Source organism: Sphingomonas sp. (assembly GCF_042096255.1).
Lineage (GTDB): Bacteria > Pseudomonadota > Alphaproteobacteria > Sphingomonadales > Sphingomonadaceae > Sphingomonas.
The window spans coordinates 14,135-32,104 of sequence record NZ_JBELLZ010000032.1; the positions used below are offsets into that span (position 1 = coordinate 14,135).

Annotated in this window: 15 protein-coding genes and 1 pseudogene; 5 read left to right on the forward strand and 11 right to left on the reverse strand. The window is 66.3% G+C overall.

The features are described 5' to 3' along the window. Nucleotide 1: 1 nt before the first annotated feature. Entirely contained in the window at nt 2-2,290 is a 2,289-nt protein-coding gene (locus tag ACFDTH_RS08125) for a ribonuclease R family protein (protein WP_375287031.1), read from the reverse strand. A gap of 77 nt (nt 2,291-2,367) precedes the next feature. Between ACFDTH_RS08125 and glpD the strand changes: the two genes are divergently transcribed. After that, nucleotides 2,368-3,846 (forward strand): glycerol-3-phosphate dehydrogenase, encoded by a 1,479-nt coding sequence (glpD, locus tag ACFDTH_RS08130; RefSeq protein WP_375287032.1) that lies wholly within the window; start codon nt 2,368-2,370, stop codon nt 3,844-3,846. Here the strand turns inward: glpD and ACFDTH_RS08135 are convergent. The 3 genes from ACFDTH_RS08135 to ACFDTH_RS08145 form a co-directional block, all read right to left on the reverse strand. Further along, on the reverse strand, nt 3,836-6,631 hold the full coding sequence (locus ACFDTH_RS08135; protein WP_375287033.1) for a DUF3857 domain-containing protein: 2,796 nt from the start codon (nt 6,629-6,631) through the stop codon (nt 3,836-3,838). The genes glpD and ACFDTH_RS08135 overlap by 11 nt on opposite strands. Nucleotides 6,632-6,715: 84 nt before the next feature. After that, nucleotides 6,716-8,632 (reverse strand): excinuclease ABC subunit UvrC, encoded by a 1,917-nt coding sequence (gene uvrC / locus ACFDTH_RS08140; RefSeq protein WP_375287034.1) that lies wholly within the window; start codon nt 8,630-8,632, stop codon nt 6,716-6,718. Nucleotides 8,633-8,676: 44 nt separating this feature from the next. Next, on the reverse strand, nt 8,677-9,102 hold the full coding sequence (locus tag ACFDTH_RS08145) for an organic hydroperoxide resistance protein (protein WP_375287035.1): 426 nt from the start codon (nt 9,100-9,102) through the stop codon (nt 8,677-8,679). A 115-nt stretch (nt 9,103-9,217) separates the two neighbouring features. On the opposite strand from ACFDTH_RS08145, the gene ACFDTH_RS08150 reads away from it, so the two are divergent. After that, complete coding sequence (locus ACFDTH_RS08150; RefSeq protein ID WP_375287036.1) at nt 9,218-9,664, forward strand: MarR family winged helix-turn-helix transcriptional regulator; 447 nt, start codon at nt 9,218-9,220, stop codon at nt 9,662-9,664. Here ACFDTH_RS08150 and ACFDTH_RS08155 read toward each other — a convergent pair. Genes ACFDTH_RS08155 through ACFDTH_RS08180 form a run of 6 tightly spaced genes read right to left on the reverse strand, consistent with a single transcriptional unit; the run spans nt 9,657 to nt 12,763 of the window. Continuing rightward, entirely contained in the window at nt 9,657-10,139 is a 483-nt protein-coding gene (locus ACFDTH_RS08155) for a hypothetical protein (protein WP_375287037.1), read from the reverse strand. The genes ACFDTH_RS08150 and ACFDTH_RS08155 overlap by 8 nt on opposite strands. A gap of 41 nt (nt 10,140-10,180) precedes the next feature. Next, nucleotides 10,181-10,804, reverse strand: coding sequence for a F0F1 ATP synthase subunit B (locus ACFDTH_RS08160; protein ID WP_375287038.1), 624 nt, complete (start codon nt 10,802-10,804; stop codon nt 10,181-10,183). Beyond that, nucleotides 10,797-11,303 (reverse strand): ATPase, encoded by a 507-nt coding sequence (locus ACFDTH_RS08165; RefSeq protein ID WP_375287039.1) that lies wholly within the window; start codon nt 11,301-11,303, stop codon nt 10,797-10,799. Before ACFDTH_RS08165 ends, ACFDTH_RS08160 begins: the two co-directional genes overlap by 8 nt. A gap of 52 nt (nt 11,304-11,355) precedes the next feature. Beyond that, nucleotides 11,356-11,583, reverse strand: coding sequence for a F0F1 ATP synthase subunit C (locus tag ACFDTH_RS08170; RefSeq protein WP_375287040.1), 228 nt, complete (start codon nt 11,581-11,583; stop codon nt 11,356-11,358). A 47-nt stretch (nt 11,584-11,630) separates the two neighbouring features. Then, complete coding sequence (locus ACFDTH_RS08175) at nt 11,631-12,392, reverse strand: F0F1 ATP synthase subunit A (RefSeq protein ID WP_375287044.1); 762 nt, start codon at nt 12,390-12,392, stop codon at nt 11,631-11,633. A 59-nt stretch (nt 12,393-12,451) separates the two neighbouring features. Next, the gene (locus ACFDTH_RS08180) at nt 12,452-12,763 is read right to left on the reverse strand and encodes an AtpZ/AtpI family protein (protein ID WP_375287045.1); all 312 of its coding nucleotides are present in this window, start codon (nt 12,761-12,763) and stop codon (nt 12,452-12,454) included. 153 nt (nt 12,764-12,916) lie between these two features. On the opposite strand from ACFDTH_RS08180, the gene ACFDTH_RS08185 reads away from it, so the two are divergent. The 3 genes from ACFDTH_RS08185 (at nt 12,917) to ACFDTH_RS08195 (ending at nt 16,247) form a co-directional block, all read left to right on the forward strand. Next, nucleotides 12,917-13,507 (forward strand): RadC family protein, encoded by a 591-nt coding sequence (locus ACFDTH_RS08185; protein ID WP_375287041.1) that lies wholly within the window; start codon nt 12,917-12,919, stop codon nt 13,505-13,507. 155 nt (nt 13,508-13,662) lie between these two features. Beyond that, nucleotides 13,663-14,904: a tyrosine-type recombinase/integrase gene (locus ACFDTH_RS08190; protein WP_375287042.1), complete on the forward strand. Its 1,242-nt coding sequence runs from the start codon at nt 13,663-13,665 to the stop codon at nt 14,902-14,904. After that, nucleotides 14,901-16,247: a YhcG family protein gene (locus tag ACFDTH_RS08195; protein ID WP_375287043.1), complete on the forward strand. Its 1,347-nt coding sequence runs from the start codon at nt 14,901-14,903 to the stop codon at nt 16,245-16,247. Before ACFDTH_RS08190 ends, ACFDTH_RS08195 begins: the two co-directional genes overlap by 4 nt. A gap of 211 nt (nt 16,248-16,458) precedes the next feature. On the opposite strand, the pseudogene ACFDTH_RS08200 reads toward ACFDTH_RS08195, so the two are convergent. Beyond that, a pseudogene (locus ACFDTH_RS08200) lies at nt 16,459-17,913 on the reverse strand (TrlF family AAA-like ATPase); the annotation flags it as partial. Nucleotides 17,914-17,970: the final 57 nt, after the last annotated feature.

Sequence of the window (17,970 nt, forward strand, 5' to 3'; positions counted from 1 at the left end):
ATCACCGCTTCCCCTGGTGGCGGATGTTCGCCGGCCTTCCGCGCTTCTTGATCACGCGCCGCGGGCGCTCCTCACGCCGCGGCGGCAGCGCGCCCTTCCCTTCGGGCATCTCAAAGCGCAGCGCGCCCGAAACCGGGTTCGCCTCGGCGAGACGCAGCTGGAGCGTCTGCCCCGAGGCATAGACGTCACCGCTGCTCTCGCCGACCAGCCGCTGGCTCGCCTCGTCGAAGCGGAAATATTCCCCGCCCAGATCGCGCACCGGCATCAGCCCGTCCCCGCCGACTCCCTCCACCGTCGCGAAGAAGCCGAAGTTGGTGACACCGGTGATCCGAGCCTCCACCGTCTCGCCGACCCGCTCGGACAGATAGGCCGCGACATAGCGGTCGATCGTCTCGCGCTCTGCCTCCATCGCGCGGCGTTCCAGCGCGGAGATGGTCTGGCCGATGCGGTCGAAATCCTCATCGCCGTTCAGCCCGCCCGTACCGAGCCCGTAGGCAGAGACCAGCGCGCGATGGACCATCAGGTCCGCGTACCGCCGGATCGGCGAGGTGAAATGCGCATAGGAGCCGAGCGACAGGCCGAAATGCCCGGCGTTGGCAGGCCCGTAATAGGCTTGGGTCTGCGATCGCAGCACCTGCTCCATCACCTGCGGGCGGAAATCGGCCTCGCCCACCTTGGCGAGGATCGCGTTGAACGTCGCCGGGCGGATCACCTGGCCGAGCGCGAAGGCGACGCCGAACGTTTCCAGATAATCCTTGAGCGCGACCAGCTTCTCGCGCGTCGGCGGCTCGTGGATGCGGTACATCACCGGCGCCTTCTTCGCCTCCAGCGCCTTGGCAGCGGCGACATTGGCGGCGATCATGTAATCCTCGATCAAGCGGTGCGCATCGAGCCGTTCGCGCGGCGCCACCGACATGATGCGGCCCTTCTCGTCGAGCATCACCCGCCGCTCGGGCAGGTCGAGGTCGAGCGGTTCGCGCTTGTCCCGCGCCGCAGCCAGCGCGCGCCAGCAGTCCCACAGGGGTAGGAGGATATCCCTAAGCCCCTCCCCTTCAGGGGAGGGGTTGGGGTGGGGCCTGTCAGCGGGCGCAGGTCTCGTTGAGACACTGTCCCCACCCCCAACCCCTCCCCTGAAGGGGAGGGGCTTGCTATCCACGATCGCCTGCGCATCCTCATAGGCGATATTGGCTGCGATCCGCACGATCGCGCGGGTGAACCGCCACGACTTGAGCACGCCCGCCGCGGTGACCTGGAGGTGGCAGGCAAGCGCTGCGCGATCTGCGCCTTCCTTGAGCGAGCAGACATCCGCCGACAGCACCTCCGGAAGCATCGGCACCACGCGGTCGGGGAAATAGACCGAATTGCCGCGCGCGCGCGCCTCGCGGTCGAGGTGGGAGCCGGGGCGGACGTAGAAGGACACGTCGGCGATCGCGACGATCGCGCGCCAGCCGCCCGGGTTGGCGGGATCGTCGTCGGGTGTCGCCCAGACCGCGTCGTCATGGTCGCGGGCGTCGGCGGGGTCGATCGCGACGATGGGCAAATGCCGCAGATCTTCTCGATCCTCGCGCAGATAAGAGCCCGCGACGCGCTCGGCTTCCTCAATCGTTTCGGCGGTGAAACGATCCGGGATGCCGTGCTTGTGGATCGCGATCAGCGAGAAGCTGCGCGGGGCGAACGGATCGCCCAGCCGCTGCACCACGCGCGCGGTGATCCGGGGCGGGCGGCCGGCACGCTCGGCGAGGACGAGGTCGCCGGCATCGGCATCGCCGACATCGGACACGGGGAACTCGCGCCGCTCCTTCTTCTCGACGCCCTGGAGCCAGAAGCGGTCGCCCTCACGGCGGAGCACGCCGATCATCTGCTCGGCGGCAGGGGCGAGCACCTTCATCGGGTGCGCGATCCAGCCGTTCCCCGCCTCCTCGGTGCGCGCGAGGATCCGCTCGCCGACCCCCAGCGCACCGCGCTTGCGCTCGCGCACGCGAAGCTTCGGCGCGGGCGTCTCCGCCTCCCAGCGCTCGGGCATCGCCCAGACGTTGCCGCCCTCGTCCACGTCCGCGACGCGCAGCACCGTCACCTTGGGCAGGCCGCCCATCTTGTGGAAGGCGCGGCCAGGAGCGGAGTCGATCAGCCCCTCATCCGCCATGTCCTTGAGCAGGGCCTTGAGCACGATCTTGTCTTGCGCGGAAAGGCCGAAGGCGCGCGCGATCTCACGCTTGCCCGCGGGCTGGTCGCTGGTGGCGATGAAATCGAGGATCTGCTGGCGGGTGGGCAGCCCGGCGGGTTTTCTCATGGGCGAGAGATAGGCGCGACCGGAGCGCGCGTCATCCGTTCTCGACTTCGCGGGACGGCCAAGGATATGGAAGCTCTATGACAACGCTGGCATACGACCTGCTGATCGTCGGCGGCGGCATCAACGGCTGCGCGATCGCGCGCGAGGCGGCGCTGCTTGGCCTCACGGTGCTGCTGGCCGAGCGCGACGACCTCGCCAGTCACACCTCCTCCGCTTCGTCTAAGCTGATCCACGGCGGCATCCGCTACCTCGAATATTATGACTTCAAGCTGGTCGCCGAAGCCCTACGAGAACGCGAGCGGCTGGTGAAGGCGGCGCCGCACATCATCCGGCCGATGCGTTTCGTGCTGCCGCACCAGCATGCGGTGCGGCCGTGGTGGCTGGTTCGGCTGGGCCTGTACCTCTACGATTTCCTGGGCGGGCGGATGACCCTGCCCCGCTCGCGCGGGTTGCGCGCCGGCGACACCGCTTATGCCGCGCCGCTGAAGACCGGCGGCAAGGGCTTCGTCTATTCAGACGCCTTCGTCGATGACTCGCGCCTCACCGTGCTCAACGCGGTCGACGCGGCGGCGAACGGCGCCACCATCCGCACCCGCACCGAGTTCACCGGCGCGCGCAGAGAGAACGGGGGCGATGGCGACGGCTGGCTGGCGACGCTGGCGGATGGCGAGCAGGTCCGCGCCCGCGCGATCGTCAACGCGGCGGGGCCTTGGGTGGCGGAGGCGCTGGCACGCACCGGCGTCAATGCCGCCGCGGGCGTGCGGCTGGTCAAGGGCAGCCACATCGTCGTGCCGCGGCTGTACGAGGGCGACCACGCCTATATCCTCCAGCAGCCCGACCGGCGGATCGTCTTCGCCATCCCCTGGCAGGGCCGCACCGAGATCGGCACCACCGACGTGCCGGTCGACCGGCCCGAGGACGCGCGAATTTCGGACGACGAGGTCGCCTATCTCTGCGACGCGGCGAACCGCTATTTCACCCGGACGATCGCACCATCGGACGTGGTGGCGATCTGGTCGGGCGTGCGCCCGCTCTACGACGACGGGGTGAGCGAGGCGCGCGCGGTGACGCGCGACTATGTGCTCGAACTCGATGACGCCGGCCCTCCACTGCTCAGCATCTTCGGCGGCAAGATCACCACCGCACGCCACCTGGCCGAGGAGGCGATGGGCAAGCTCGCCCCGCTGCTCGGCATCGCCGCGCACCCGGTGACCCGCGCGCGCGTGTTCCCCGGCGGCGCGATCGACGACTTCGCCAGCTTCGTCGCGCAGGTCCGCGCGACCTGGCCATTCCTCGGCGACGCACGTGCCGAGCGGATGGCGCGCGCCTATGGCTGCCGCCTCGCCGAGATGCTGTCCGGCGTCTCCGACGCGGCCGGCCTTGGCGCCGAGCTGGGCGGTGGTCTGACCGAGCTGGAGGCCCGCTGGATGCGCGACGAGGAGTTCGCCCGCTCCGCCGCCGACGCGCTCGACCGGCGATCCAAAATCGGGGTGGAGCTGACCCCCGAAGAGCGCGGCCGCGTTGGCGGCTGGTGGGCGGCGAACGCTACGGCTTGATGCCGAAGCGGACGTATGTGCGGTCGATCTGCGGTTCGAGGAAACGCGCCGCCGCGAGGTCGGCATCGCCTTCCGCCGTGTTGCCCTGACGACGCCGGATCACGCCCCGCATGTAGAGGCTTTCCGCCATGTCCGGGCTGGTTTCGAGAACCGCCTCCAGATCGCTGAGCGCGTCCTCCATCCGGCCGAGACGGAAATAGACCAGCGCGCGGCTGTCCAGCGCCGCCTGCGCCGAGTCGGCCAGTTCGATCGCCTTTGTGCAGTCCTTCAGCGCGGTATCAAGCGCGGTGTTCACCAGGCCCTTGATCCAGCAGCGCGAGTTCAGGAGGGCCGGGCTGCCCGGCCGCTGCGCCAAAGCGTCGTCGATCGTCGCCAGCGCGTCCTCACCCTTCCCGGCCCTCGCCTGGAACTCCGCCTTGCTCGACAGGAAGTCGGCGACTTCCTTTCCGCCGGCGTCGATCCGCTCCTGCATCAGCGCCAGCGCGACATCGCTGTTGCCGGCCTGAGACTGGAGATCGGCCAGGGTGTTGATCGCCGACTCAGACCCGGGATCAAGCTTGCGCGCGGCTTCGGCATCGGCGATCGCCTGCGCGGTATCGCCTAGCGCGTAATGGAGTGACGCGCGGGTCAGGTACGTGTCGGCTTTGGGTTCCAGCGCGATTGCGCGATCAAGGTCGGCAAGCGCGCCGCGGCGATCGTAGATCCGCTCCAGGAACCAGGCACGATCGGTCAGTCGCTCGGCATCGTCCGGATCGGCGGCGATCCGCTTGGCATAGAGCGCCGATAGAGTCGCGAACGTCTTGCTCTTGCGGCCTTCGCTCGCAAGCCTCCAGCGTGCCGGATAGTCGGCCGGGGCGACGAGCCGGGGCATTCGCGTCTGCGCCTGGGCAAGCTTCTGCCGTTCCGCCGGGATATCGACCGCCGCAATCTCGGCGCCGTCGGTCCTGCTGGTCTCCGTGATCGTCACCACCGCCCCGGTCTGCGTGATGGCTCGGCTGATCACCGTTCCCGCGAGCCGGCCGTCCATCGCCCGGTCGCCTTCGATCACGAAATTGGCGCCGCCGCCCGGCAGCGTGATGCGGGTGGTCAGCACATTATGTCCCGGATCGGCGGTCCGGACCGGGACCGTCGCCCAGGCGCTACGTGCGCGATCCGGTTTGAACTCCATGTCCTTGACCAGGCGGTCTACCACCGTCTTTAGGCGCCGGTTCTCAGTGGTCCAGCCCGGATAGGCGATGCCGGAAGCGGTGATGGTGGCGGTCGAGGCCTCCGCATCGAAGCGGATCGCGTGAGTGACCACCTCGGGCGTGTCAACGAAGTCCTTGAAGAAGAACTCGACGAACTTCTCGGTTTCGGCCTTGCTCCCCTGCGCAATGCCGCCCTTGATCTGTTCCGCCAGCGCGCCGCGCACCACCACCGTTGCGGTGAAAGGCGCAGGCAGGTTCAGCCCGGCGCTTTCGTCCAGATCAATCGTAACGGCGAGGCCAGGTCGCGCATCCGGCCGGGCGGGCAGCGTCACCAGCGTCGCGCCGGCAGCACGGACCGGCAGCACGGTCGCATAAGGCGGCACGTCGCGCAGGTCCTGCTCCCGCGTGCCGATGGTAGTGCCGTCCAGATACAGGCTTTCGCCGCCCACAATGGCGTGGACCAGCACGTGGTCGAACGCCCCGACGCCAGGAAGGCGGGAGGGGATCAAAGATCCGGCCTTGAGGTTGGCCAGCACCGGTTCTGCTTCCACGCCAAGCTCGTGGAGCATCGCAAGCAGCAACAGCGTCTTGGCCTTACAATCGCCGTAACGACTTTCCCACGTCTGGGTGGGCAGTTGCGGAACCAGATTGCCGGTGTTCATGCCCAGCATCAGGTAACGGACCTGATCCTGCACCAGTCGCAGCGCCATGGCGGTGCGGGCGAGCGGATCGGCGGTGGCCTTGGCGATCCTGCCCACCTCTGCCGCGAGCGGACTGCCGGGAGCTATCAGCCCCTCAGTGGCGTAGAGCGGCGCCATCGCCTTAGACACCGCGCCCCAGTCTTTGAAGCTACTCACCTCGAGCAATGGCAGATTCTGGAAGCGGAGCGGCGCGTCGCCCGGAACGTCGGGCTGCTTGGGAAGCGGCATGGCAACCGTCAGTTCGTGCCAGCCGCCGGCGATTGTTGGAGACTGCGTCACGCCCCCCAAATAGGCCTTCCAACGCAGGTCAACCGTATCGGGCCACAGAAAACGAGTCCGTGCGAACTGAACGCGAACGGGGTCGGCGATCAGCGGCGCGGCGCTCTGCACCTCACCCTTCAGCGTGGGATCAAGTCGACTGGTTGTCACCGCCAGGTGGAGCACGTCGCCGACCGCCAGACCTTCCACTGGCAGGGTGGCAGTGAGCATGCCATCCAGCACGCGACGGTCCATCTGCTGCTCGCGGCGCAGCACGGTGAACGGATCGCCACCCTTGATCAGGTCAATCCGCTGCGCACCGCGGAGAATCTCCAGCTTGTGGACGATCAGATCACCCTGCGCCGGCTGCCACGGCAGCTGCACCTGACCGATCGGGCCTAGCAGCTGCGGGCTGGCAACGCGGGTGGCCGTTTCCACATAGGCCCAGACCTTGCCGCCTTCGATCTTCTGCTGGTTGTCGATCACCAGCAGCACCGGCGCGTCATCGCCCAGCTTGGCGGTGTCGATGGGCGGCGCCGGCTTCACCCAGGACGGCACCGGCTGGTAGAGCACCTTGTCGCCGGCGTGCGCGATGCTGCTGGACGCAAGCAGCGCGAAGACAATCGGCAATCGCGGCATGACCCTGTTTTCCCCGTTGAAACCCCGCGCCGCAGACTAGCGGCATCGGCGCGCGCGGCAAGCATCCGCAATCACTTGGTGCGATCACTTGGCGTGGTAGAAGTCGTACACCTGCTGCGCGACGCCCGCCGAGATGCCGGGCGCCTTCTGGAGATCGGCCAGGCTGGCATCGCGCACCGCGCGGGCGGTGCCGAAGTGCATCAGCAGCGCCTTCTTGCGGCTGGGGCCGATGCCGGGCACCTCGTCCAGCGGGCTGGCGCCGATCGCCTTGGCGCGCTTCTCGCGGTGCGCGCCGATGACGAAGCGGTGGACCTCGTCGCGCAGGCGCTGGATGTAGAACAGCAGGGGCGAGTTAACGGGGAGCATCCGCTCCCCTCCACCCATCAGGTGAAAGACTTCGCGGCCCTCGCGGCCGTGGTGCGGGCCCTTGGCGACGCCGACCAGGCAGACGTCCTCGATGCCGAGATCCTCCAGCGTCGCCCGGGCGGCGTCGAGTTGGGGGCGGCCGCCGTCGATCAGCACCAGATCGGGCCAGGTGCCATCATCGCGATCAGGGCTTTCCTCCAGCTGGCGGGCGAAGCGGCGGCGGAACACCTCGCGCATCATGCCCACGTCGCTGTCGGTCTGCGCTTCCTTGATGTTCCACTTACGATACTGGCCCTTGCGGAAGCCCTCCGGCCCGGCGACCACCATCGCGCCCACGGCATTGGTGCCCTGAATGTGGCTGTTGTCGTAGACCTCGATCCGGTCGGGCGGTTCGGGCAGATCGAACAGCTCGGCCAGCTCACGGTTGAGCTTGGCCTGGGTGGTCGATTCGGCGAGGCGACGCTCCAGCGCCTCGCGCGCGTTGCGTTCGGCCTGTTCCATCAGCCGGCGCCGGGTGCCGCGTTGGGGAACCGAGACCGCGACCTTGTAGCCTGCCGCGTCGGACAGCGCCTGCTCCAGAAGCGCCCCCTCCCCCAGCGTGCGATCGACCAGGATCGCGCGGGGCGGCGGCACCTCCTCATAGAATTGGGTCATGAACTGGACGAGTACCTCGTCCTCGGCGACCTCCGCAGTGTGTGCGGGGAAGAAGCTGCGATGGCCCCAATTCTGCCCGCCGCGGATGAAGAAGGCCTGGATGCCCATCACCCCTTCATGGCTGGCGAGCGCGAAGATGTCCGCGTCGCCCATCCCTTCGGCGTTGATGAACTGGCTGCCCTGGATGAAGGTGAGCGCCTTCAGCCGGTCGCGCAGCACCGCGGCGAGCTCGAAATCCATCGCCTCCGCCGCCGCCTGCATCTGCGCGCCGAGCTTGGCCTGCACGTCGGTCGCCTTGCCCGACAGGAAGCGGCGCGCATCCCCGACGAGGTCGCGATAGCCCGCCTCGTCGATCCGGCCGACGCAAGGGGCCGAACAGCGCTTGATCTGGTAGAGCAGGCACGGCCGGTCGCGCGTCTTGAAGAAGCCGTCGGTGCACGAGCGGAGCAGGAACAGCTTCTGGAGCGCGTTGAGCGTGGTGTTGACGCTGCCCGCGCTGGCGAACGGGCCGTAATAATCGCCCTTGGTGCGCCGCGCGCCACGATGCTTCTGGATGCGCGGGAACTCGTGCTCGCTGTTCAGCAGGATGAACGGGAAGCTCTTATCGTCGCGCAGCAGCACGTTGTAGGGCGGGCGGTAGCGCTTGATCAGCTGCGCTTCGAGCAGCAGCGCCTCCGCCTCGTTGTTGGTGGTGACGATGGTCATCGACCGGGTCTGCGCGACCATGCGCTTCAGGCGGGTCGAGAGGTTGGCGACCTGGGTGTAGTTGGTGACGCGGCTCTTCAGCGCGCGCGCCTTGCCAACGTAGAGCACGTCGCCCTTGGCATCCTGCATCCGGTACACGCCCGCCTTGAGCGGCAGGGTGCGCACGACGTTGCGGATCGCGGCCACGCCCGCGTCGAGATCGGGCGTGTCGCTGCCGCGCACCGTGAAGGTCGCGGCCTCTTCGTTGAAGCGGGTGGGAGGGCCGTAGCCGGACATGCCTGTCGATCTAGGCATGCCCGGACTCGGCGGCAACCAGTCGGTCAGGCGACGGTGAGACCGACGTCGACGTTGTTGCGGGTGGCGTTGGAATAAGGGCAGACCTGGTGCGCGGCGGCGACCAGCTTTTCCGCGTCAGCGCGGTCGAGGCCCGGCAGGGTGACGTGGAGGTCCGCGGTGATGCCGAAGCCACCCTCCGAACGCGGGCCGATGCCGACGGTTGCCTGCACCGTGGTCTCGGCGGGCACCTTGAGGTTCAGCGACGGGGCAACCGCCTTCATCGCGCCGGTGAAGCAGGCCGCATAGCCGGCGGCGAACAATTGCTCGGGATTGGCGCCGTCGCCGCCCGCTCCGCCCAGCTCGCGCGGGGTGGAAAGGTTCACCGAGAAGCCGCCGTCATCGACCTTGGCGGTGCCGTCGCGGCCGCCGGTAGCGGTGGCGGAGGTGCGGTACTTTACATCCACGGACATCGAAACGCTCCTTTATTGCGGCGAGAGTCTTTATCGCGGCACATACCTAGGCACACTTGCATCCCGCGGCAAGCACAATAGTTATCGTGACAACCAAGTGACATCAGGATACGCCATGAACGCCCTGCCGCTGCCGCTCGAACGGCAGCTCTGCTATTCGCTCTATGCCGCCTCGATGGCGGTGACGCGCACCTACAAGCCGATGCTCGACGCGCTCGGCCTCACCTATCCGCAGTACCTGATCCTGCTGGCGCTTTGGGACGAGGACGGGCTGAGCATCGGTACGATCGCCGAGCGGCTCGCACTCGAATCGAGCACGGTGACGCCGCTGGTCAAGCGGCTCGAAGCCGCGGGTCTGGTGACGCGCCAGCGCGATACGGCGGACGAGCGGCGCGTCCATGTGCGGCTGACCGAGCCGGGCGTGGCGATGCGCGCGCGCTGCACCTGCCTGGGCGAGACCCTGGTGGCCAAGGCCGGGCTACCGCTGGAGGAGCTCGCCGCGCTGCACGCGGGTGCGACGCGGCTGCGCCAGGCGCTGTCCGCGAACCCTGCCGCTACTTGATCGCTTCAAGGTCTGCCGAGACCTTCTTGAGCAAGTCAGGCGTGAGGCGGCCGCCGGAAAGCGGCGCGAGCTGACGCAGCGACATCTTGTTGAACTTCGCCAGGTTCTTGTCGGTGGAAAGGCCCGGCATATGCCAGTCGAGCACCGCCTTGCTCCGCTTGTCCGCGATCAGCGCCTCGATCGGCGTGTCGGCGGAGAAGCTCGCCGGCGCCTCGGCCCTGGCGGGCGGCGGCACATCGGCCACGGCATCCTCGGCCGGTGCGACCTCCGGTGCCGGGTCGACGCTGTCGGGTTCCACCGTCGACGCAGCGGGCTCGGACCGGGGGGCTTCGCCGCCGGTCACCGCAGTGTCGGCAGCCTCGTCCTCGGGCGCGGCAAGATCCAGCTCGAAGCGATCGGCCGACTCGCGGGCGCTTTCCCCCGTTTGGGCGAAAGCCGGCGTGGCGAGCAGGGCAAGCAGCAGGAAGGCGCGCATGCGGGCGAGCCTAGCCCGTCCGCATGCCACTGTCGAACGGCTTAGTTAAGCCGGCCGAGCCCGGAGATGGTGCGCGACACGAGGGCGCGGTCCGCCTCGGCGCCGTGGCGCTGGGCAATCAGCGTCTCGGCCGCCGCGCTCGCCGCCGCGGCGGCCTTGGCGCGGACCTCGGCAACCGCGGTGCGCTCGGCAGCGGCGATCTTGTCCTCGGCCATCTTGGCGCGGCGCGCGACCAATTCGTCCGCGTCCTTGCGCGCCTGCTCGACGATCGCTGCCGATTCGGCCTCGGCATGGCGGGTCATCTCGGCGGCATTCGTCTCGGCATCGGCGATCTTGCGGGCATATTCGTCGCGCAGCGCCTCAGCTTCGGCACGGAGCGCCTTGGCCTCGTCGAGCTGGTGGCGAATGCCGGCGATCTGCTTGTCGAGCAGGCCGGTGATCATGCCCCAGCCGCCCTTGAGCAGCACGATCGCCAGGAACGCCGCCATGGCGAGCGACACCCAGCCGGTGCCGTCCAGTCCCAGCGCCGACGGATCGGGATGGTTGGCGGCGCCGATGCCGCCATGCGCGGTCTCGACCGCCTCGGCACCGGTATGCGGCTGGCCTTCCATCTCGACGACCTCGGTCAGGTTGGGTGCAACGGAAAGGATCAGAAACTCAGCCATGCGCCGCCGCCTTCACCGCACCGTGCTGCACGGCCGCGCGGGCCTCCTCGGCGGAGACCTGCACGCCGGCGAGCCGGGCGACGATCTCCTGCGCAGCCTCGGCCGCGACCGCTTCGATCTCGGCAGACGCCGATGCGGAGGCGGAGCGGATGCGCGCCTCGCTCTCGGCGACCTGCGCCGCCTGCGCCTCATTGGCGGCAGCGAGCGTCGCTTCCGTCGCCTTGGCGGCGCGGGCGCGCGCCTCGGCGATGGTGCCCTGCGCCTTTTCGCGCACGGCCTGGTCGCGCTCGCGCCATTCGGCCTCGACGCGATGCGCATCCTCGCGCGCCCGCGAGGCGGCGGCGAGATCATCCGCCACCGCCTTGTCGCGGGTATCCACCGTGCCCTGGATCTTGGGCACCATGCCCAGGCCGATCACCAGGAAGACGATGCCGAAGACCAGCGCGAGCCAGAAGACCTGCGCGCCCCAGCTGGCGGAAAGTTGTTCGATCTGCGGCATCGCGGTCCCTTCAAGCCCTGCCCGGGCACCTTGCGGCGCCCGGACCCAAAAGTCAGGCGACGAAGATCAGCAGCACCGCGACGACGAACGCGAGCAGGCCCAGCAGCTCGGCCGCGGCGAAGCCGATGAACATGTTGCCCTGCTGGCTGGCAGCGGCACCCGGGTTGCGCAGCGCGCCCTGGAGGAAGGCGGAAAAGACGTTGCCCACGCCCAGCGCGGCGAGGCCGGCGCCGATCGCCGCGAGGCCGGCACCGAGCAGCTTGATCGAATCTGCGTCCATGATGAAACTCCCTTGTTATCTCTTGCAGTGAATCAGGTGACCGGGGATCAATGATGATCGTGCAGGTGCACGGCGTCGTTGATGTAGAGCGAGGTCAGCAGCGCGAAGACATAGGCCTGCACGCCCGCGACCAGCAGCTCCAGCGCCGACACGCCGACCATCAGCGCGCCCGACGGGATGCCCACGAGCAGGCCCCAGCCCGGGCCGGCGTTCGCCGAGCTGATGATGAAGCCGGCCAGCACCTTGAGCAGGATGTGCCCCGCGGTCATCGCCACGAACAGCCGCAGCGCCAGGCTGAACGGGCGGACCATGAACGACACGAACTCGATCGGCGCGACCAGCAGCAGCACCGGCACCGGCGTGCCCTTGGGCGCGAACAGCGAGAAGAAGCGCAGGCCATGCTTCCAGAAGCCGACCACCAGCACGATCGAGAAGCTGAGGATCGCCAGCACGCCGGTGACGGTGAAATGGCTCGTCACGGTGAACGGGTGCAGGCCGACCAGGCCCAGGGGCAGCAGGCCGACGATGTTGGCGAACAGGATGAACATGAACAGCGAGAAGACGTAAGGGAGATACTTGCGCCCTTCGGTGCCGATGTTCGCGGCGAGCAGCCTGTCGATGAAGTTGGTGAACACCTCCACCGCCATCTGCCAGCGGCCGGGCACGGTCTGCCGGCGCATGCCGCCCAGCATGAACACCCACAGCACCACCGCGGACACGATCATCCACAGGGCCGAGTTCGTGAACGGCAGCACCCGCTCGGCACCCAGGGGGATGTCGAACAGGGTCTGCACCTCGAACTGGTGCATCGGATCGATCTTGCCGCCGCCAGCCGCCACCGAAACTCCCCCTACGAAAACGCCCGAAGCTACTTCGGGCGCTGCGCGATACGATAGATGTTCCTGAACGCCACGGCTATTCCCAGGAACAGCAGCACGAGCAGGGCCCAGGGCGACGTGCCGGCGAAACGGTCAATGACCCAGCCGATCAGCGCGCCACCGATCATTCCGCCCAGAAGCTCGGCGAGTACGCGATTGCCGAGACGATAATTCGCATCGGTCGCGCCCCCGCCCGCCCCCGTGCGGCGCGCCTCTGCTTGCTTTGCCGACTTGAGCCGCGAATCGAGCGACTTAAGCCTGGCATCCTCGCGGAGGCGCTCTGGTCCGGGCCCGTCTTCGATCGCCACGCCTCTCCCTCTCCGGGCAGGCACAAGCGATGCCAAGTGGCGGGCCCGCCAAGGCAAGGCCGCGGTTAGCCGGGGGGTCACAAGGTGTCAACCGATCGGAAACATAGGCGGATTGCACGCGCGCCGCGCCGCCCCTAGCCTGGCTTGATGGCCGAGGATCCCGTCGCCGCCGCCGACACCCAGGGCCATCGCGCCCGGCTGCGCGGGCGCCTGCTCGATGCGGGCGGCGCGGCGCTGCTCGACCATGAACTGCTCGAATATCTGCTGATGCTGGCGATGCCGCGGATCGACACCAAGCCGATCGCCAAGGCGCTGCTGCGCGAGTTCGGCGGGATCGGCGGCGTGCTCGCGGCCGATCCGGTGGCGCTGACCCGCGTGCCGAAGATGGGCGAGGCGGGCGCGGCGGCGGTGAAGGTGGCGCAGGCGCTGGGCCTCAGATTGCTCCAGGCGGAGGTGGCGGCGCGTCCGGTGCTGGCCAACTGGCAGGCTTTGCTCGACTATCTGCGCGCCGACATGGCGCATCATCCGGTGGAGCGGTTCCGCGTGCTCCACCTCAACACGCGCAACATGCTGATCCGCGACGAGCTGATGAGCGAGGGGACGATCGACCAGACCGCGGTCTATGTGCGCGACGTGATCCGCCGCGCGCTGGAGCTCGGCTCGGCGGCGCTGATCCTGGTCCACAACCACCCCACTACCCCCATTTCGATCACGTTGGATCACGCTCAATACCGCTGAAACATCAGAGAAATAGCCGATTTTCTTGGATTGCGTACAGGGGGTGGTTATGGCAAATTGGGAGCGGTTAAAGGGGTAGAAAACGGCATTCCGCTCCCAGCAAACGATCCCCGTTTCTCCTTGACCGATCCCAGTTGCGGGACAGGAGAAATGTCATGCCAAGCCTGACCGATACGGCTATTCGACATGCGCTGAAGCGGGTCGAGACGAGTCAGAAGCAAGAAAATCTCGCCGACGGCGAAGGGCGCGGCACCGGCCGTCTCGTCCTTGTTCTCAAGCCTATGCCCAAACGTGTCACCGCCGACTGGATGGCGCAGCAGTGGCGTGACGGCAAACGGACCAAGAAAAAGATCGGCGCCTATCCCTCCATGTCGCTCGCCCAGGCGCGCGAGATCTACAAGCGCGACTTCGCGGACGTGATCCAGAAGGGACGCAGCATCAAAATTGCGACGGATACCCGCCCCGGCACGGTCGCCGATTTGTTCGAGGGCTATGTCGCGGCGCTCAAGGACGCCGGGAAGCCTTCCTGGAAAGAAACCGAAAAAGGCCTCAACAAGATCGCTGACACGCTGGGGCGCAATCGCCTCGCTCGTGATATCGAGGCCGAGGAAATCATCGAGCTGATCCGTCCGATCTATGAGCGCGGCGCCAAGTCGATGGCGGACCATGTGCGCTCCTATCTCCATGCGGCTTTTAGCTGGGGCATGAAATCCGACAACGACTATCGGCAGCAGTCAGCGCGCCGCTTCCGCATTCCCTTCAATCCGGCAACAGGCATCCCCACCGAGCCCAAGGTGCAAGGCACGCGCTGGCTCGATGAGGACGAGTTCGTGCGACTCTATCGCTGGCTGGACTGCCCGGATACGCCCGTGACGCCTTCCTATCTCCGTGCCGTTCAGCTTCTGATGCTAACCGGTCAGCGGGTCGAGGAGATCGCGCGCTTCCATGTCGATCAATGGGACGCCAAAGAGCGGATCATCGACTGGTCAAAGACCAAGAATCTCCAGCCGCACGCTGTTCCGGTGCCGTCAATTGCAGCCGAGTTGATCGAATCGATCACTCCGAACAAATACGGCTGGTACTTCCCCTCCGCCAAAGATCCATCAAAGCCCGTCAGCCACGGCACGCTCTACAGTTTCGTGTGGCGCCAGCGAGACCGTGGCGTGATCCCTCACGCGACGAACCGAGATCTCCGTCGCACCTTCAAGACATTGGCCGGTAAGGCAGGCGTTCCGAAGGACATCCGCGACCGCTTGCAGAACCACGCGTTGCAGGACGTCAGTTCGAAACACTATGATCGCTGGAACTACATGGCCGAGAAACGTGCCGGCATGGCGAAATGGGACAAGTTCGTCCGCGCCATGCTCGCCAAGAAGCGTATGAAGATGGCGGCATGAGCCCTTCTCCATCCAAGCCCGCCCCTCGCAGGGGTAAAATCGACAAGACGGCCGCCGAAATCGACGCCCAGACCTACGCGACGTTCGTCAGCGATCTGAAACGGAAGATCGCCGACGCTCGGCACCGGGCAGGCCTGTCGGTTAACCGCGAACTGGTTCGTCTCTATTGGAATATCGGCCGCGACATTCTGGGCCGGCAGGAGCGCGAAGGCTGGGGTGCCAGGGTCATCGACCGGTTGGCCGGTGACCTGCGTCAGGCATTCCCGGAAATGACCGGGCTGTCGGCTCGAAACCTGAAATATATGCGTGCCTTCGCCGAGGCTTGGCCCGATGTCGAATTTGTGCAGCAGCTTGCTGCACAATTGCCCTGGGGCCACAACATGCTCATCCTCGACGCGGTTAAGCGACCGCAGGAACGCGCTTGGTATGCCCGGCAAACCATCGAGCATGGCTGGAGCCGTAACGTCCTCGCCCATCAGATAGGCAGCAATCTGTTCGCCCGACAGGGCAGCGCGCTCACCAACTTCTCGCGCACCCTTCCGACCGAACAATCAGAACTCGCCCAGGAGATCCTGAAGGACCCCTACACATTCGACTTTCTGGCACTCGGCCCGGATATGCTCGAGCGCGATCTCGAACGCGGCCTGATCGAGCACCTGCGGCTGCTCATCATGGAGCTTGGCAAGGGCTTTGCGTTCGTCGGCAGCCAGTATCATCTCGAAGTCGGTGGGCAGGACTATTACCTCGACCTCCTATTTTATCATCTACGCCTACGCTGCTTTGTGGTGATCGAGTTGAAGATCGAGGACTTCAAGCCCGAGTTTGCCGGCAAGATGAACTTCTACCTCTCGGCCGTGGACGACCAGCTCCGCCATCCAGATGACCAACCGACCATCGGAATCATCCTGTGCAAGGGCCGCAACGAGGTGGTCGTGGAATATGCCCTTCGGGATTCCAGCAAACCGATGGGCGTGGCTCAATATCGGCTCTCGCAGGCCCTTCCGGCTCAGCTCGAGCATGAGCTTCCGACGGTAGAAGAGTTCGCGCGCGAATTCCCGCTTATGTCGGTGGTCAGGCTTCGCATCGAAATCGAACGTGCGCTTCGCGACCTCGCGGAGAAAAAAGGCATCGTCTTCGATCGGCCCGTTGGTATCATGAACATGCTGCGAGACCTGAGAAAGAATGGAGCGATGCCAGCAAGCACCGATGAAATGCTCCGCGCGCTGCGTATCATGAACGAAGCCTCGCACGGCGTGGACGTCGACCCTGACGCGGCCAAGCGAGCGGTGGAGGTTGGAACAGTCTTTCTCACCGAACTGAGAGCCATGGACACCCATAACTGAGGCATGAGGTTCGGCAGGCATTGAGTGATTTCAAACGTTTCATGGCGAGGGACGCCGGCGCATCCGCACGATACCAATCACGGCTCGGGCGACGCATCCACATCCGCATCGACGAAATCGAGCCGCAGTCAAAGAAGATGTCCCCCCGCGGATCGCACCGCCTTTCAAGCCGCTGTCGCCGAACAGCTTGGTTCCATCAAGCGTCGCAACTTTAGCGGTCCAACCCCACGCGCAGTCTACGAGCGCGCTCCTGGAACGCGCCTTCGCCGCCTTCCAAGATGTCGCAGACCGCCTTCCGGATCGAGGCACTTTCGAGGCCCCCGGAGGTGTAAGTAATCGGGGGCAATGCCCCGTGCGGATGGGGTCCGGACTCGGCGATGATGATCTGGTCTGCGTCGGTGTTGATCACCAGATTCGCGTTATGTGTCACCATGATCACCTGACGGTGCGCCTTGGCTTCCACAAACAGATGGACCAGCTCATCGAACACTGATTTCGGGTCGAGATTCTCCTCCGGTTGATCGATCACGAGCGGCCGATCATCGCTATCGTCGAGCGCCAAATACAGCAGCAGCAGGACAATCCCCCGCGTGCCGGGCGACAGCTTCCGAATATCGACACCGTCATAATCTATGCCGTACCGGATCGAGATATGGTCGGTGCTGAACAGCCACTGAGCAAAGCGCTTCGACCATGCCCGAAACTCGGCCTGATCGGTGTGAGCGACCGGCGAATGGTCGAGGAGATCCTTTTGATAGAGGCGGCGGAATTCCGCCATCGCTGTACGGACAGCGGCTGAATCGCCTGTCTCCCAAGCGTCTTTCAGGACCTCGTTTGCCTTCTGAAGGAGCGTACCCTTGCCCCGGAACGCGCCGCCCTTGCGCAAATCGATGAGCCCATCTTCCGCTTCTGCCGCCCACTGCTCGACATTTGCGATCCGGGCAACCGAGAACGATAGCTTCTTTAGCGTGCCGGAAGACGCCGCCAGCCTCGCCATCAGCGGCGCATATAGCTCTTCGAGAACCGACTGCTCGGAGACCAGGGCATCGAAAGCTCTGCCATAGGCTTCCTCGCGCTCGTTTTGCAGATCACGCGCCCGATCCTTGGCACCTTGCGCATCCTTCAGCTTATCGGTGAGGGTCTGAAGGGCCGCCGTCTCCGTCGCGATGCTTCCGGACAGGGCAGTATACCGCTTCTGAGTTTCCTTGTCGGCGCTGACCAGCTTCTCCAATCGCCCCATTTCCGCATCGAGGACGGCCTGGGACAAGGTCGTGAGGTCGGTATCATCCGCGAAATAGGGCTTGTTCGGATCGCCGGCAGGCGGCGCAATACCCTTGAGTTCGGCGATCTTGCCGTCCACCCATTTCACGTAATCGACAAGGTTGTCGTCAACCTTGCCCTTGTAATCCAGCAGGAACGCCGCCCATTGCTCGTCCGACATGCCACTGTTCGGATGACGGGCCTGGGCTTGGCGAAGTGTCTCGGGAGCCTGATTTCGCCGCAAGTCTTTCACTTCGTCCTGCATCGCCAGGAACGTCTGACGCTGGCCTGTGAACCGGCGCAGCTTCGCGCGTACCTGATTTGCGGCCCCCGCCAAATCCGTATGACGCTGCGCACGCAACTCACTGCCCGCCGAGACCAGCTTGGCGCGATCGGCCGTGTAAGCGTCTGTCCGTCGTCAGAACATTCGGCACAACTCGCGGCGTAGATTAGCGGAGTGCGG

Bases quoted from the DNA above. Each gene is read 5' to 3' on its own strand.
- ACFDTH_RS08125 (WP_375287031.1), bottom strand. From the start codon at position 2,290: ATGAGAAAACCCGCCGGGCTGCCCACCCGCCAGCAGATCCTCGATTTC.
- glpD (WP_375287032.1), top strand. From the start codon at position 2,368: ATGACAACGCTGGCATACGACCTGCTGATCGTCGGCGGCGGCATCAAC.
- ACFDTH_RS08135 (WP_375287033.1), bottom strand. From the start codon at position 6,631: ATGCCGCGATTGCCGATTGTCTTCGCGCTGCTTGCGTCCAGCAGCATC.
- uvrC (WP_375287034.1), bottom strand. From the start codon at position 8,632: ATGTCCGGCTACGGCCCTCCCACCCGCTTCAACGAAGAGGCCGCGACC.
- ACFDTH_RS08145 (WP_375287035.1), bottom strand. From the start codon at position 9,102: ATGTCCGTGGATGTAAAGTACCGCACCTCCGCCACCGCTACCGGCGGC.
- ACFDTH_RS08150 (WP_375287036.1), top strand. From the start codon at position 9,218: ATGAACGCCCTGCCGCTGCCGCTCGAACGGCAGCTCTGCTATTCGCTC.
- ACFDTH_RS08155 (WP_375287037.1), bottom strand. From the start codon at position 10,139: ATGCGCGCCTTCCTGCTGCTTGCCCTGCTCGCCACGCCGGCTTTCGCC.
- ACFDTH_RS08160 (WP_375287038.1), bottom strand. From the start codon at position 10,804: ATGGCTGAGTTTCTGATCCTTTCCGTTGCACCCAACCTGACCGAGGTC.
- ACFDTH_RS08165 (WP_375287039.1), bottom strand. From the start codon at position 11,303: ATGCCGCAGATCGAACAACTTTCCGCCAGCTGGGGCGCGCAGGTCTTC.
- ACFDTH_RS08170 (WP_375287040.1), bottom strand. From the start codon at position 11,583: ATGGACGCAGATTCGATCAAGCTGCTCGGTGCCGGCCTCGCGGCGATC.
- ACFDTH_RS08175 (WP_375287044.1), bottom strand. From the start codon at position 12,392: ATGCACCAGTTCGAGGTGCAGACCCTGTTCGACATCCCCCTGGGTGCC.
- ACFDTH_RS08185 (WP_375287041.1), top strand. From the start codon at position 12,917: ATGGCCGAGGATCCCGTCGCCGCCGCCGACACCCAGGGCCATCGCGCC.
- ACFDTH_RS08190 (WP_375287042.1), top strand. From the start codon at position 13,663: ATGCCAAGCCTGACCGATACGGCTATTCGACATGCGCTGAAGCGGGTC.
- ACFDTH_RS08195 (WP_375287043.1), top strand. From the start codon at position 14,901: ATGAGCCCTTCTCCATCCAAGCCCGCCCCTCGCAGGGGTAAAATCGAC.